The sequence below is a fragment of the Nocardia sp. NPDC057668 genome (assembly GCF_042799795.1).
Classification (GTDB): Bacteria; Actinomycetota; Actinomycetes; order Mycobacteriales; family Mycobacteriaceae; genus Nocardia.
The window spans coordinates 14,215-28,310 of record NZ_JBHVIC010000001.1 but is presented as its reverse complement, the minus strand read 5'-3'; the positions used below and the strand labels follow the sequence as shown (position 1 = coordinate 28,310).

Below are 14,096 nucleotides of genomic sequence, written 5' to 3'. Positions count from 1 at the left end.
TTTCGCCACAGCAATTTTCAATATCCCATCGAACGCGTCCCGCGATACGAATTCATATCGACACATTGCAGATGAACCGCCGCGCCGTGTGTCGATCACCGCCATTTCCACCGGCCGGTTAGCGTCCGGGAATGGATTCGGTCGTCGAGCGAATAATGAACATCGCGCCGGTGTGGATGCACGTCATCACGGCGGCCCTGGTGTTCGCCGAGGAGTCGATGATCTTCGGGCTGCTGCTGCCCGGCGACACGGCCGCGCTGCTGGTGGGAGCCGCTTCCAGCCGCAATCACGCGATGCTGCCGGTCACCCTCGGACTCGTCGTCGCCGCGGCCATCGCCGGCGCCAGCGTCGGCTACGGTTTCGGCCGGCACTACGGCACCAGAATGCTGCACTGGCCGGTTTTCGACCGCTATCGCGAAAAGCTAGACGACACCGGCAGATTCCTCGAAAGACACGGCGACAACGCCATTCTCTTCGGCCGATTCAGCGCTTTCTTCCGGACCATGCTGCCGCATCTGGTCGGCATGTCTCCCATCTCTTTTCGCCGCTTCCTGGTCGTCACCACCGTCGGGGCGATGCTGTGGGGATCGGCGATGGTGGCGGCGGGCTACTTTCTCGGTCGTTCGGTGACGGTCATCGCGCGCCGCGTGGACTCCGGGCTGGCGATCGTCGTCGCGGTGGTCGCGGTCCTCGCGATCGCGTACTGGCAGTGGCGGCATCGCCGCGCCGCGGCCCAGCCGTCTCCGGCCTGAGTTCGCACGACCCCGCCCAGGACCGAACAACCCGGGAGCGTCACCGTGATCGAGTTCCTGTTCTTGGCTGTCATCGCGATCCTCGCCATCGCCGCGTCGGCGGTGCTCGGGCCGAAACTGGGGGTGGCCGCCCCGCTCGTGCTCGTCGCGGTGGGGGTCGCGGCCAGTTTCCTGCCGGTGTTCGCGGACACCCACATCGATCCGGAGTGGATTCTGCAGGGTGTGCTGCCGCCGCTGCTGTATTCGTCAGCGGTGTCCATGCCCGCCATGAACTTCCGGCGCGACTTCGGTGCGATCGGCGGACTCTCGGTGCTGCTGGTGGTGGCCAGCGCGCTGCTGCTCGGGGTGTTCTTCATGCTGGTGATCCCGGATCTGGGCTTCGCCTGGGGCGTGGCGCTGGGCGCGATCATCAGCCCGACCGACGCGGTCGCCACCTCGATCATCAAGAAGACCCCGGTGTCCAAGCGGGTCGTGACGATCCTGGACGGGGAGAGCCTGCTCAACGACGCGACCGCGCTGGTGCTGCTGCGCACCGCCATCGTCGCGACCGCGGCGGGCTTCGCGTTCTGGGGCGCGCTGGGGACCTTCGTCTATTCGGTGGTGGTCGCGGTCGTCGTGGGCGTCGCGGTCGGCCGGGTAGATCTCGCGATTCGGCGTCGGGTCACCGATCCGACGGTCAACACCGTGCTCTCGTTCACGGTGCCGTTCGTGGCGTCGGTGCCCGCCGAACTGCTCGGCGGCTCGGGCCTGGTGGCCGCGGTGGTGGCGGGACTGATCACCGGAATCAGTGCGCCGCGGGTGCTTTCGCCCGAGACCAGGCTCTCGGACACCCAGAATTGGCGTGCGGTCGAACTGGTGCTCGAGGGCGCGGTGTTCCTGACCATGGGCGTGCAGATCAAGGAGATCGTCACGCACGTGCAGGACGATCACGCCGGGGTCGCGGCGACCCTGCTCATCGCGCTCGGCGCCCTGGCGCTGACCCTGGTGATCCGGGCCGCGTACGTCGCGCCGCTGCTGGGCCTGCTCGAGCGGTGGTCACGCCGCAACGAGAAGTTGCAGCCGATCCTGCAGGACTGGCAGGAACGGCTCGAGACACCAGAGGGCAAGGACCAGGCGTTCGGGAAGATGCATCACTTCCGGCGGCGGCGGGGTTCGCCCCGCGATCTCGAACGCTTCTCACTGCGCGTGACCCGCGGGCTCGCCGACATCGACTACCTCATGCGCGAACAGCTCGGCTGGCGGGAAGGCGTCGCGGTGGTGTGGGCGGGCATGCGCGGCGCGGTCACCGTGGCCGCCGCCCAAACGCTGCCCGAGGACGCCCCGTACCGATCGACGCTGGTGCTGATCGCCTTCGCGGTGGCGATCCTGTCCCTGCTCGTGCAGGGCGGCACCATCGGACCGCTGCTCGATCGGCTGGGCACCAAGGCGGATGACGCCGAGGCCGCCGAGCAGACCGCGGCCCAGACCGCCGAGATCATGAAGCTGCTGCGCACCAGCGCCGAAACCGTCCCGCCCGTACCTAAATTCGGCGATCAACCCCCGAGCAAGGAAGCCTTCGTCGCGGCCAAGCGGCAGCGACTGGCGGTACTGGCCGCGCAGCGCACGGCCCTGCTCGACGCCCGCGACAACGGCACCTTCGACGCGGACATCCTGTCCGAGGCGCTGGCGGATCTGGACGCGACCCACATCGCGACGCAGATGCACGGTGAGTTCGCGCGCTGAGCCAGCGCGCGGCGCGACGGCCGCCCGCAGAGTTCGAGTTCAGGGCAGGGTGTCGGTCTGGATCCGCGGATCGAGTTTGCGCAGGGTGTCGGGCCGGTCGGTCAGGCAGGGCCAATCGCGGCTCACCGCTTCGATGGTCGCGTGCCCGGCCGGAATCAGGGCGTCGGCGTCGGGGCGATCGGCCAGCGCGGCGCCGAGGTGATCACTCGCGCCGCGATCCAGCGGCTGGATGACGGTGTTCGGCAGATCCAGCAGAACCGTGAGGATATCGAGGCGGCCCGGCGCGATGAGCGCCCGCGCCGCCGCCAGCGCGGTGGCCGGAATGATGATGGTGTGGCCCGCGTCGGCGGTGGCCCACACCACCGATTGCACGTAGGCCACGCGATGCGCCCAAGCCGTCAGGGCGGCCGTGTCGAAGACGACGCCGCCCAGCGTGGAACCCGCGGAGGTCATGCCGCGCCGGCGTGGTCGCCGGTGACATCCTCCTCCGATAAGGGGGGCAGGCCCTGCACGGCCCGCGCCTTGTTGATCAGATCCAGGGGTGGGCGCCCGCCGAAGACCTGCTCGATGCGGGCCAGGGACTGGGCACGATCGACTCGAACTTTCACCGATTCCGCGACGAAGGCCGAAATGGATTCGATCCGGCCCTTGCTGCGCCACTCATCCAGCGTGGCGGCGACCTCTTCGGGCATCGTCACGGTGATCTTGCGGGTGCGACGCTCTCTCGCCATACCGAAAGAGTACTTGGGTATGCGCGTGGAGTGCGACATGGCAGCACGTGAATCTCATCTACCAGGACCTTCGGCAGGTGTCCGTGTCGTCCTATTCGGATTCCGGTGATCCGAAACCTGCCGGTCACGCGCCGATCCGGGTTCGATACGGTTGGCGTGTGCCCGAGTCGAGCGGGCCGAGTCGACATCCCCCAGCTCAGAGGACAGACATAGATGGATGAGAGTTCGATCGCGTGGGTCGACGGTGCCCTGGTCACCATCGATCAGCGCGCGCTGCCGCAGGAGCTGCGGGAGCTGCGGATCACGACGGTCGACGACCTCATCGACGCGATCAAATCCCTCGCGATCCGCGGCGCGCCCGCCATCGGAGTGTCCGGTGCGTTCGGCGTGGTGATCGCCGCGCTGGCGGCGACCGCGGACGGTGTCGTGGACACCGCGCGCGTCGAGGCCGAGGCCGCGCGGATCGCCGATGCCAGACCGACGGCGGTCAATCTCGCCTGGGGCGTCAAGCGCGCGCTGGCCCAGCTGTCCGACGGCGTGCAGGCCGTGCTCGACGAAGCGCTCGAGATGCTGGCCGAGGACGGCCGGGTCAATCTCGCCGCCGCCACGCACGCCGCCGATCTGGTGCAGCGACTGTGCGGGACCGATCGCCCGCTGCGCGTGCTCACCCACTGCAACACCGGCCGCCTGGCCACCACCGCGGTCGGCACGGCCATCGGCGCGCTGCGCGTGCTGCACGAGCGCGGCGCGCTCGCCGAGGTCATCGTCGACGAGACCCGCCCGCTGTTGCAGGGCTCTCGCCTGACCGCGTGGGAGATGGCGGAAGCCGGTATCCCGCACCGGCTCACCATCGATTCGGCCGCCGCCTGGGCCATGGCCACCGAGGGCGTGGACGCGGTGCTGGTCGGCGCGGATCGCATCACCGCCGACGGCTCGGTCGCGAACAAGATCGGCACCTACATGCTGGCGATCGCGGCCCAGCGGCACGGCATTCCGTTCATCGTGGTCGCCCCCGAATCCACGCGTGACCTCGACACCGCCTCCGGCGCGGACATCGTGGTCGAGCAGCGCGCCGCCGCCGAGGTCACCGGATTCGGCGGTGTCACAACGGCTCCCGCGGGCACCGCCACCTTCAACCCGGCCTTCGACGTCACCCCGCCCGACCTGGTCACCGCCGTGGTCACCGAGAACGGCGTGCTGGGCGAGAGCGCCGAGCCCGAGGGTGTGTTCACCGCCGCGCAGGTCGTGGCCGAACTGGCCGAGCAGCTGCGCGGGATCGGCGCGCCCGAGGAGAGCCTGAGCGCGAAGCTCGACGCCCGCTGGGTCGCGGACTACGACCACCCGGACAACAGCGACGACATCGGCGAGATATTCGCCGTGCCCGCCGGGGAATCCGGCCCGTGGGCCAGCAGCCACGGCATCGCCGCCATCGCGCGCGGCCTGTACGTCAACGGCTGGATGCCGGGCACCGCGGGCAACATCTCGGTGCGCCAGGCCGAGCACGCGGTGGTCACCGCCAGCGGACTGTCCAAAGGCGAACTGACCGAGGACGATACGGTGACCGTGCACCTCGCCGATTCCCGGCCGGTGCACGCCGGCGCTCGAAAGCCGTCCGCGGAGACCAGCATTCACACCGCGGTGTACCGCACCACCGAGGCGCTGGCCGTGGTGCACGTGCACCCGCCGCACGCGACCGCGCTCTCGATCATCGCATCGGCCGCCATTCCGCAGCCGGTGCGCTTCGCAGGGTACGAGCTGATCAAGGGCCTGGGCGGCGGCCGCCCGGACCTCATCGACATCCCGGTCTTCCCGAATCACGCGGATGTTCCGCTGATCGGCGCGGATATCGAGAAGTACCTGCTCGAGCATCCGGACGCGCCGCCGGTGCTGTTCATCGCCGGGCACGGCGTCACCGCCTGGGGCGCGAGCCTGGCGCAGGCGCGCGATCGCGTCGAATGCCTCGAAGCCATGTGTGAATTGACCACGTTGACCGGACGCCGTGAGATCTCGGTGCGCGAGAATTAGTTCCGAGGAGGAACCGCAATGACATTGCTACAGATCATGTCCGACACCGACGCCGCCGAAGTCAAGCTCCGCACCGATGACGACGCGGTCATCGCCGCCGAGCTCGGCAAGCGCGGCATCATCTTCGAGCGCTGGCCGCTGCTCGAGATCACCGGCGCCACCCCGACCGCGGACATCGAGGCCGAGTACGCCGCGCGCATCGCCGAACTCAATGCCGACGGGCGCTACAAGTTCATCGACGTGGCCCGCATCCACCCCGACGCCGACGACCCGGAGTGGCCGGCCAAGGCCGCGGGCGCGCGCGGCAAGTTCCTGGACGAGCATCGGCACGCCGAGGACGAGGTCCGCTTCTTCGCCGCCGGGCAGGGGTGCTTCTACCTGCACCTGGGCGAGGAGGTGCTGGCGACGGTCTGCACCGCGGGCGATCTGGTGTCCGTGCCGGCGGGCACGCTGCACTGGTTCGACATGGGCACCGAGCCCGAGTTCGTGGCCGTGCGCTTCTTCGAGGAAGAGGACGGCTGGATCGGCGACTTCACCGGCGACAAGATTTCCGGCGGCTTCCCGACCCTCGACGAATTGCTGACCTCGTGAGCGCGACCCGATCCATCGAGGCCATCGTCGTCGATATCGAGGGCACCACCAGCCCGACCAGCTCGGTGCGCGAGGAGCTGTACGGCTACACCCGCACCCGGCTGCCGGGCTGGCTGGCCGAGAACACCGGCGGCGCAGCCGATCCCGTGCTCGCGGGCGCCCGCGCCCAGGCCGGGCGGCCCGAGGCCGATGTCGCGCAGGTGGCGGCCATCCTCATCGACTGGCTCAACACCGACGTGAAGGCCGAATCGCTCAAGACCGCCCAGGGCATCATCTGCGCCGAGGGCTTTCGCTCCGGCGCGCTGTTCGGGGAGTTCTTCCCCGATGTGCCCGCGGCGCTGCGGGAGTGGCACGCGGCCGGGTTCGCGCTGTACGTGTACTCCTCGGGATCGGTGCGCAATCAGCGGGATTGGTTCGAGTTCGCCCGGCCCGGCGATCTCTCCCCGCTCATCAGCGGCCATTTCGATCTGAGCACGGCCGGGCCCAAGCGCGAGGCCGCCTCGTACGAGAAGATCGCCGGCGCCATCGGCGTTCCGGCGCAGCGCATTCTGTTCCTGTCCGATCATCCCGACGAGCTGGACGCGGCGGTGGCGGCGGGCTGGTCCGCCGTCGGCGTGGCCCGGCCGGGGGAGCCGAACGGCCCCCGCCCGCCGCATCGCTGGATCGACGATTTCGCCGAGGTGCAGCCGAGCTGAGCCCCTCGGGTCCGATCCGGCGGCCCGAGTCGATCACAACGCGAATCGCGCCCGCCCCCGAAGCCGGGGCGGGCGCGACGCGTTCGCGCGCGGGGCGGCGACTACCGGTCAGGGCGTGATCAATTGCCCGCCGGGGGCCGCGGCCGCCTTGTTGATCAGGTACTCGACCAGGGTCATGAGCACGTTCTTCGCGGAGGCGCGGTCACGGGCGTCGCACAGCAGCACCGGGATCCGCTCGTCGAGGTCGAGCGCGTCCCGCACTTCGACGGGCGTGTAGAGCGGCGCGCCTTCGAAGCAGTTCACCGCCACGGTGAAGGCCACGCCGCGGCGTTCGAAGAAGTCGATCGCCGCGAACGAGCCCTCGAGCCGCCGGGTGTCGGCGAGCACCACCGCGCCCAGGGCGCCGCGGGCCAATTCGTCCCACAGGAACCAGAATCGGTCCTGTCCGGGCGTGCCGAACAGGTACAGCACCAGACTCGGGTCGATGGTGATGCGACCGAAGTCCAGGGCCACCGTGGTGGTGGTCTTGCCTTCCACGCCGCGCAGATCATCGACGCCCGCGGAGAGCTCGGTGATCAGTTCTTCGGTACGCAGCGGCGCGATCTCGCTGATCGCGCCGACCATGGTCGTCTTGCCGACGCCGAAGCCACCCGCGATGAGGATCTTCACCGAGGCGGCCAGGGGCCGGGAATTGTCAAAGCTTTCGGATGCCATCGAGAACAGCTCGCAGAATGTTGAGGTCGCCGGGAGCCGCCTCCGCGGAGACCGGCGCGCGGAATTTGAGGATGCCGTCGGTGATGAGGTCGCCGACGAGGATCTTGGTCACAGCCAGAGGCAATCTGATGGCGGCCGATACCTCGGCCACCGACAGTGGAAGCCTGCACAGCCGAACGATGTCGGTGTACTCCGGCTCGACTCGGCGCAACGGCGGAGCGGTATTGGGTACCACCACCACCGTCAGCATGTCGAGATCGTGCCCCGCGCCCATGGTTCGACCGCCGGTCCTGGCGTAGGGGCGTACCAACGGACCTGCAGCTTCGTCGAACCAGTGATCCCCCGGCCTGGCCATCATGACAGCCTGGGGTTGACCTGTCCGGCCAGGTGGTGGCGCGGTGTCGTGGACAGGTAGTTGCCGACACGCTGCACTGTCAGGTTCATCTCGTAGGCGACCATGCCGAGGTTCGCCTGTTCGGTGGCCTGCAGGGCGAGGCAGGCGTGACTGCCGGCGGCGGTCACGAACAGTACGGCGCGATCGAGTTCGATGACCGCCTGGCGCACGCCACCACCGTCGAAACGGCTGCCCGCGCTGCGTGCGAGGCCGTACAGGGTGGAGGACATGGCGCCGAAGTGTTCGGCGTCCTCGCGGCTCATGGCGGAGGAACGGCCGAGCAGCAGGCCGTCGGTGGAGTGCACCACCGCGTGCCGGACGCCCGCGAGCCGATCCACCAGATCATCGAGTAGCCAGTTGAGATCACCAGCGTTTGAGGTGGTCACCGTCGCCTTCCTGTCGGTCCTGGAATGGATTGAACGTCGGCTCGACCACACCGGGATCGGCCCGGCGGCCCTGCCTGGTTCCGTTTTCGATGGCGGAGAAAAGGTCTCGGGCCTGCTCGGCCGTGCGGGTGGGCTGAGATTCCGTCTCGGTGGACGGGGTCTCCTGCGCCAATTCCGGTGCGAGACTTGCCTGCCGGCGCCTACGCGGTAGCGCGGGCCGGACGTCCGAGCCAGTGTACTGGGAGCGATCACGTTCGCGAGGGCGGTAGGCCGAATCCGAATCCGGCTGCGGCCGCACCGCATTGGGCTCGGCGAAGGGTTCGAACGGCCGGGGCGGGGTCTCGAAGGACAGCTGCTGCTCGGGAACGCGGTGCTCGGGGGCGAATTCGGGAGCCGGAGCGGGCTCGAGTTCGCGGGGCGGTTCCACCAGGCGGGCGCTCTCCACGTGCTTGACCGGCTCGAGCTGCTGGGAGGTGTCGAATTGCCTGGGGACCACCGGGATCTCACCGGTGCGCGCCGACACGGTGAGCGCGGAGGGCACGAGCACGATGGCGCGCACGCCGCCGTAGTCGGATTCGGTCAGGCGCACCGAGATGCCGTTGCGGACCGCCAGCTGGGCGACCACGAACATGCCGAGCCGGGAATCCTCGGACAGCGTGTTCACGCCGAAATCCGGGGGATTGCGCAGCATCTCGTTGACCCGGGCCATATCGGCCTCGGGCATGCCCATGCCCTGGTCCACGATCTCGATGGCGATGCCCTTGCCGACCACGTTGCCGCGCACCTCGACCTGGGACTGCGGCGGCGAGAAGTGCGCGGCGTTGTCGACGAGTTCGGCGAGCAGGTGCACGATGTCGGCGACGGCGCTGCCGGCGACGGCGACATCGGGCAGGCGGGCGATCTTGACGCGGGTGTAGTCCAGCGCCTCGCCCACGCCACTGCGCACCACCTCGACCAGCGCGACCGGATTGCGCCACTGCCGACCCGGCTGACCGCCCGCGAGAATGATGAGGTTCTCGGCGTTGCGGCGTTCGCGGGTGGCGAGGTGATCGAGGCGGAAGTAGATCTCCAGCAGGGTGGGATCCTCCTGCTTGGACTCGGCGTCGTCCAGGATCTCGAGCTGGCGGTGCACCACGACCTGGCTGCGGTGCGCGATGTTGAGGAAGACCGCCTTCACGCCCTCGCGGGTGCGGGCCTCGGTGATGGCGGCCGCGACCGCGGCGTTGTGCGCGTGGCTGAACGCCTTGGCCACCTGGCCGATTTCGTCGTGGCCGAAGTCCAGTTCGGTGGTTTCGGCCGAGACCTCGACCGCCTTGCCCTCGCGCAGTTGGCGCATGATCTCGGGCAGGCCCTCGTCGGCCAGGGCGAAGGTCTCGTTGCGAAGCCGCTTGAGCCGTCCGATGATTCGGTTGGCCAGCAGCAGCGCCACCAGGAAGGCCGAGATCGAGACCGCGAGCATGGCGCCGCCGGCGATGGCGGAGTTGCGCGCGCTGCTGTCCGCGGCGTCGGCGGCCATGCCCAGGGCCTGCTTGCTCTCGGCGTCCCACAGTTCGATCAGCGTCTTGTTGACCTGGGTGACAGCGGCGCGCCACTCCTCGGGCGTGAACGTCAGCGGCGCTACGGAGTTGGTGCTGCCGGTCCGTGCGGGCGCGGAGGTCAGCGGATCGAGCGCGCGCGCCAGCAGCACGTTCTCCATCATGATCAGCCGCTGCCACTCGGGGCTGCCGACCACGGCCTGAATCGCGGCGTTGCCCTGACTGCCGTCATCGCCCGCGAGCAGGCCGACATTGACGCGATAGGCGCCGACCACGCGAGAGAACTCGATCGCCAGCTCGGGTGCCAGCGTGCCCTGGTTGAGCAGCACCTCGGCCAGCGAGGCCGAGCGCGAGAGCATTTCGGAGACGGACACGATTTCCAGCGTCTCGCCGGTCTCGGTGGCGACCTCTGGGGTGGGCGCGGAGTTCTGTACCGCCTTGGTGCCTACGGAGATCAGGTCGAGCAGGTGGCCGTAGAACTGGTAGGCGTCGGCGAGCGGGAGGGCGTTGCCGTCGATCTGAGTGCGGATCGCGGCCAGGGTCCGGGTCAGCGTGCGGAAGCCGCCGACGTCACCCTTGACGGCGTCGGGTCCGAGCTCCTCCATGTCCTTGGTGGTGGCGCCCATGCCGATGAGCGCGTCGTCCAGGCGCATGCGGGCGGCGGTGAGATCGAGCGGATTCGTTTCGTTTCCGGCCAATTGGGCCAGGGTGAGCTGGCGTTCCAACTGCACCGAGGTGACGAGTTCCTTGGTGAGGGGAGTGGCCGCGGTGAGTGCGTCCGCCCATTCTCGCGCGTTCTTTCCCTCTACCACCAAATATCCCGCGCCACCCACACCGATTCCGAGCAGCGCGAGGCTGGGAACCAGTGCGATGGCGAGAACACGGGTCCGGACCCCGAGCCTCGCTCTGAACATCGGCACAACGTAACGGACGGGTGTGATCCACTGCGCACCGGTCCCGTTGAACGGGAACATGATTGACTGTCTATGTTATGTGTGATTCAGCATAACTGCCTCAGTGGGCAACCTGCGTGATGAGATATTCGGTGAGCGTGGTGAGCACCTGCTTGCACGAATCCCGATCGCGCGCATCGCACATGACGATGGGTACGCCGGGGCCCAGATCCAGCGCGTCGCGCACCTCGTCGATCCCGTAGCGCGGGGCGTCGTCGAAGCAGTTCACCCCGATGGCGAACCCCACCCCGCGCCGCTCGAAGAAATCGATGGCCGCGAAGGAGTTTTCGAGCCGGCGGGTGTCGGCCAGGATCACCGCCCCGAGCGCACCGCGCGCCAGTTCGTCCCACAGGAACCAGAAGCGGTCCTGTCCGGGCGTGCCGAACAGGTACAGCACCAGCCCGGCGTCGATGGTGATGCGCCCGAAGTCCAGGGCGACCGTGGTGGTGGATTTGGCCTCCACCCCGGTCAGATCGTCCACGCCCGCCGATCGTTCGGTGATGATCTCCTCGGTGCGCAGCGGCGGAATCTCGCTGATGGCCGCGACCATGGTGGTCTTGCCCACCCCGAAACCACCCGCGACGAGTATCTTCACCGATTGCGCGAGCGGCTGCGCGGCCGGTTCGCCGGTCCGCGCGGGCCCCATGTCGACCATGGGCCTCAGCCGATTTCGCCGCGGCGCGCGGTGGTCGAGAGGAACGTCCCGACGCGCTGCACGGTCAGGTTCATCTCGTAGGCGACCATGCCCAGATTGGCTTGGGCCCCGGTTTGCAGGGCCAGGCAGGCATTGCTGCCCGCGGCGGTCACGAACAGCACCGCGTGTTCGAGTTCGATGACGGCCTGGCGGACCTCGCCGCCGTCGAAACGATGTCCGGCACTGCGCGAGAGCCCGTACAACGTGCAGGACATGGCCGCAAAGTGCTCGGCGTCCTCGCGGGTCATCAGTGCCGAACGGCCCAGCAGCAGGCCGTCGGTCGAGTGGACCACGGCGTGGCGCACCCCGGCGAGCTTGTCGACGAGATCGTCGAGCAGCCAGCCGAGGTCACCGGCGGGGGAAGTAGTCACCGTCGCCTTCCTGAAGATGTCGAAGTGGTGGGAGTGGACCGGGATCGGCACGCCGGCCCTGCCGGGTGCCGTTCTCGATGGCGGAGAACAGATCCCGGGACTGCTCGGCGGTGCGTTCGGGAGCCGGGGGAGCGATGGCGGACGACGGGTCGTACGCCGGTGCGGGGTCGTGCGCCAGTTCGGGAGCGAGATGCTCCTGACGGCGCCGCCGGGGTAGCTCGGGGCGGATGTCGGGCACGCCCGGCGGCGGGTTCGTGGTGAGCGCGGGGAGCGTGGTCAGGGTGGGGTACTCCGAGCCGTCCGGATTCGGCGCGGCCACGCGCGTTTCGGACCAGCGCCGCACCGGCAGTTGCCCGGAGCTGTAGTCGGGGCCGGGCGTCGGACCGGCGATCAGCGCGTCCGGCACGAGCACGATGGCGCGGACCCCGCCGTAGTCCGATTCGGACAGGCGCACCGAGATGCCGTGCCGGGCGGCCAGTTGCGAGACGACGAACAGCCCGAGCCGGGCGTCCTCGGACAGCAGGGTGAGCCCGAAGTCGGCGGTGCGGGCCGGGTTCGCCAGGCGCGTGTTCACCTGCGCCAGTTCCGGATCCGTGATGCCCATGCCCTGGTCGATGATCTCGAGCGCCACCCCGCGACCGACCGGAGCGCCGGTGATCCGCACGTGGGACTGCGGCGGGGAGAACGAGGTGGCGTTGTCGATGAGCTCGGCGAGCAGGTGGATGAGGTCGCCGACCGCGACGCCGGTCAGGAACACCTCGGGCAGGCGGCCGGTGCGGACCCGCTTGTACTCGACGGTCTCACCCACCGCGCTGCGCACGACCTCCATGAGCGGCACCGGGTTTCGCCACTGCCGTCCGGGCCGCCCGCCGGCGAGGATGACCAGGTTCTCGGCATTGCGGCGTTCGCGGGTGGCGAGGTGATCGAGGCGGAAGAAGATGTCCAACAGGGTTGGATCCTCCTGCTCGGACTCGGCCTCGTCCAGGATCTCGAGCTGACGGTGCACCACGACCTGGCTGCGGTGCGCGATGTTGAGGAACACGGCCTTGACGCCCTCGCGGGTGCGCGATTCGGTGATCGCGGCGCTGACGGCGGCGGCGTGCGCGTGCTGGAAGGCGTCGGCGACCTGGCCGATCTCGTCGCCGCCGAAACTCAGCGCGGGCGTGTGCGTCTCGGGGTCGAGGGTCTCCCCGGCGGCGAGCCTGCGCATGGTCTCGGCGAGGTGATCGTCGGCCAGGGCCAGGGTCTGGTCGCGAAGCCGGCGCAGCCGCCCGATGATGCGGTTGGCCAGCAGCAGCGCCACCAGAATGGCCGCCAGCGCGACGGTGAGCATGGCCGCGCCTGCCCACAGGGAATTGCGGGTGGTGACGTCCGCGGCGTCGCCGGCCAGCCGCTGTGCCCGGGTGTTCTGGGACTGCCACAGTTCGGCCAGGGCCAGGGTGACCCGTTCGGCGTCGGCCTGCCACGCGCCGGCCGTGAGGGGCAGCACGGCCTGCGGGGCGGCGCCGGTCCGGGGCAGGGCGCGCTGTGCGAGGGCGGTTTCCATCGTGCCCAGCAGCCGCCAGGCGTCGGTGTCCAGGAGTGCGCGCGCCGCCGCGGCCTGATCGGCGTCCGAATCGGCGAGCAGCCCGTCCACGCGCGTGCGGTAGAAGCCGATGAGCCGGACGTACTCGGCGCCCAGGTCCGGGGTCAGGCCGCCGCCGCCGTCGGTGAGGGCCGCGCCCAGGGCGGTGGCCCGGCTCATGGCTTCCAAACCCTGGAGCACCTCGCGTGATTCGGCGAGTTCGAGCGCGGTGGCCGGATCGGGCGCCGATTCCTGGGCGATGCGCACCCCGGCCTGCACGAGTTCGGGCATGCGGTTGTAGAAGGCGTAGGCCTCGGCGACGGGGATGATGCCCGCGTCGACGCCCGCGCGCAGGGTGACCAGGCCCGCGCCCAGGGCGGCGAAGGCGTCCACGCTCGCGCCCATGGCGTCGGGGCCGAGTTCGGCGAGTCGCGATTGCGCGGGTGCGAGCAGCCGCAGGGCGTTGTCCAGGCGCAGGCGGGCGGTGGTCAGGGCGCGCACGTCGGAATCGGCGCCGGCGATCTGCCAGAGCGTGATTCGGCGTTCCTCCTGGAGCGCCTCGATGAGCTCGCGGGTGGGCGCGATGCCCTCGCGCAGTTCGCGCGCCCAGTCGCGGGCGTCGGTGGAGCGATCGACCAGCGCACCCGCGGCGCCCACGCCGAGCAGCACCAGCGCCAGACTCGGAACCAGGGCGATCGCCAAAATCCGGGTGCGGACCCCGGGCCGCCAACTGCGCATTGCCCGAATGTAGCCATCGAATACCCGGCCTGCCCGTACGAGTCCTTTTGGGCGGGATGGGATTTGACTATCGGACCGGCCGTCCGGTATATCCCCGCGCGGGGATCGAGTGCGGAGCTGTGCTCGAATCCGTTGCGACAGAATCTTTTTCAACCACGGTCTACCCAAAGCTGGGTCACCACCTGTGATGCACGTTTATTTTCCGTTGACCAGACAATAGCCGTGCATCAC

At 69.3% G+C, this 14,096-nt stretch carries 14 protein-coding genes; 5 read left to right on the top strand and 9 right to left on the bottom strand.

Features of this window, described 5'->3' with window-relative positions; genetic code table 11:
* Nucleotides 1-131: 131 nt before the first annotated feature.
* Nucleotides 132-752: a DedA family protein gene (locus ACFVBH_RS00135; protein WP_378998355.1), complete on the top strand. Its 621-nt coding sequence runs from the start codon at nucleotides 132-134 to the stop codon at nucleotides 750-752.
* 45 nt (nucleotides 753-797) lie between these two features.
* The gene (locus ACFVBH_RS00130; RefSeq protein WP_378998353.1) at nucleotides 798-2,474 is read left to right on the top strand and encodes a cation:proton antiporter; all 1,677 of its coding nucleotides are present in this window, start codon (nucleotides 798-800) and stop codon (nucleotides 2,472-2,474) included.
* Between the two features lie 39 nt (nucleotides 2,475-2,513).
* Here ACFVBH_RS00130 and ACFVBH_RS00125 read toward each other — a convergent pair whose 3' ends face one another.
* Complete coding sequence (locus tag ACFVBH_RS00125; RefSeq protein ID WP_354988466.1) at nucleotides 2,514-2,927, bottom strand: hypothetical protein; 414 nt, start codon at nucleotides 2,925-2,927, stop codon at nucleotides 2,514-2,516.
* Nucleotides 2,924-3,205: a hypothetical protein gene (locus ACFVBH_RS00120; protein WP_354988467.1), complete on the bottom strand. Its 282-nt coding sequence runs from the start codon at nucleotides 3,203-3,205 to the stop codon at nucleotides 2,924-2,926. The genes ACFVBH_RS00125 and ACFVBH_RS00120 overlap by 4 nt, the downstream gene beginning before the upstream one ends.
* A gap of 213 nt (nucleotides 3,206-3,418) precedes the next feature.
* Between ACFVBH_RS00120 and mtnA the strand changes: the two genes are divergently transcribed.
* Genes mtnA through mtnC form a run of 3 tightly spaced genes read left to right on the top strand, consistent with a single transcriptional unit; the run spans nucleotide 3,419 to nucleotide 6,516 of the window.
* Nucleotides 3,419-5,230 (top strand): S-methyl-5-thioribose-1-phosphate isomerase, encoded by a 1,812-nt coding sequence (mtnA, locus tag ACFVBH_RS00115; protein WP_378998350.1) that lies wholly within the window; start codon nucleotides 3,419-3,421, stop codon nucleotides 5,228-5,230.
* Between the two features lie 18 nt (nucleotides 5,231-5,248).
* Complete coding sequence (locus ACFVBH_RS00110) at nucleotides 5,249-5,821, top strand: acireductone dioxygenase (RefSeq protein WP_378998348.1); 573 nt, start codon at nucleotides 5,249-5,251, stop codon at nucleotides 5,819-5,821.
* Nucleotides 5,818-6,516, top strand: coding sequence for an acireductone synthase (gene mtnC, locus ACFVBH_RS00105; protein WP_378998346.1), 699 nt, complete (start codon nucleotides 5,818-5,820; stop codon nucleotides 6,514-6,516). Before ACFVBH_RS00110 ends, mtnC begins: the two co-directional genes overlap by 4 nt.
* Before the next feature lie 108 nt (nucleotides 6,517-6,624).
* Here mtnC and ACFVBH_RS00100 read toward each other — a convergent pair whose 3' ends face one another.
* The 7 genes from ACFVBH_RS00100 to ACFVBH_RS00070 all read right to left on the bottom strand — a co-directional run bounded on the left by ACFVBH_RS00100 (nucleotide 6,625) and on the right by ACFVBH_RS00070 (nucleotide 13,865).
* Nucleotides 6,625-7,230, bottom strand: a complete 606-nt coding sequence (locus ACFVBH_RS00100; RefSeq protein ID WP_354988471.1) for an ATP/GTP-binding protein — start codon at nucleotides 7,228-7,230, stop codon at nucleotides 6,625-6,627.
* Nucleotides 7,211-7,585, bottom strand: coding sequence for a DUF742 domain-containing protein (locus ACFVBH_RS00095; RefSeq protein WP_354988505.1), 375 nt, complete (start codon nucleotides 7,583-7,585; stop codon nucleotides 7,211-7,213). The genes ACFVBH_RS00100 and ACFVBH_RS00095 overlap by 20 nt, the downstream gene beginning before the upstream one ends.
* Nucleotides 7,585-8,010, bottom strand: a complete 426-nt coding sequence (locus ACFVBH_RS00090) for a roadblock/LC7 domain-containing protein (protein ID WP_354988472.1) — start codon at nucleotides 8,008-8,010, stop codon at nucleotides 7,585-7,587. The genes ACFVBH_RS00095 and ACFVBH_RS00090 overlap by 1 nt, the downstream gene beginning before the upstream one ends.
* Complete coding sequence (locus ACFVBH_RS00085) at nucleotides 7,988-10,459, bottom strand: nitrate- and nitrite sensing domain-containing protein (protein ID WP_378998343.1); 2,472 nt, start codon at nucleotides 10,457-10,459, stop codon at nucleotides 7,988-7,990. The genes ACFVBH_RS00090 and ACFVBH_RS00085 overlap by 23 nt, the downstream gene beginning before the upstream one ends.
* Nucleotides 10,460-10,559: 100 nt before the next feature.
* Nucleotides 10,560-11,153: an ATP/GTP-binding protein gene (locus ACFVBH_RS00080; protein WP_354988474.1), complete on the bottom strand. Its 594-nt coding sequence runs from the start codon at nucleotides 11,151-11,153 to the stop codon at nucleotides 10,560-10,562.
* A gap of 5 nt (nucleotides 11,154-11,158) precedes the next feature.
* A complete protein-coding gene (locus tag ACFVBH_RS00075; protein WP_354988475.1) occupies nucleotides 11,159-11,563 on the bottom strand; it encodes a roadblock/LC7 domain-containing protein in 405 nt (134 codons plus the stop codon).
* Complete coding sequence (locus ACFVBH_RS00070; protein ID WP_378998340.1) at nucleotides 11,541-13,865, bottom strand: nitrate- and nitrite sensing domain-containing protein; 2,325 nt, start codon at nucleotides 13,863-13,865, stop codon at nucleotides 11,541-11,543. Before ACFVBH_RS00070 ends, ACFVBH_RS00075 begins: the two co-directional genes overlap by 23 nt.
* Nucleotides 13,866-14,096: the final 231 nt, after the last annotated feature.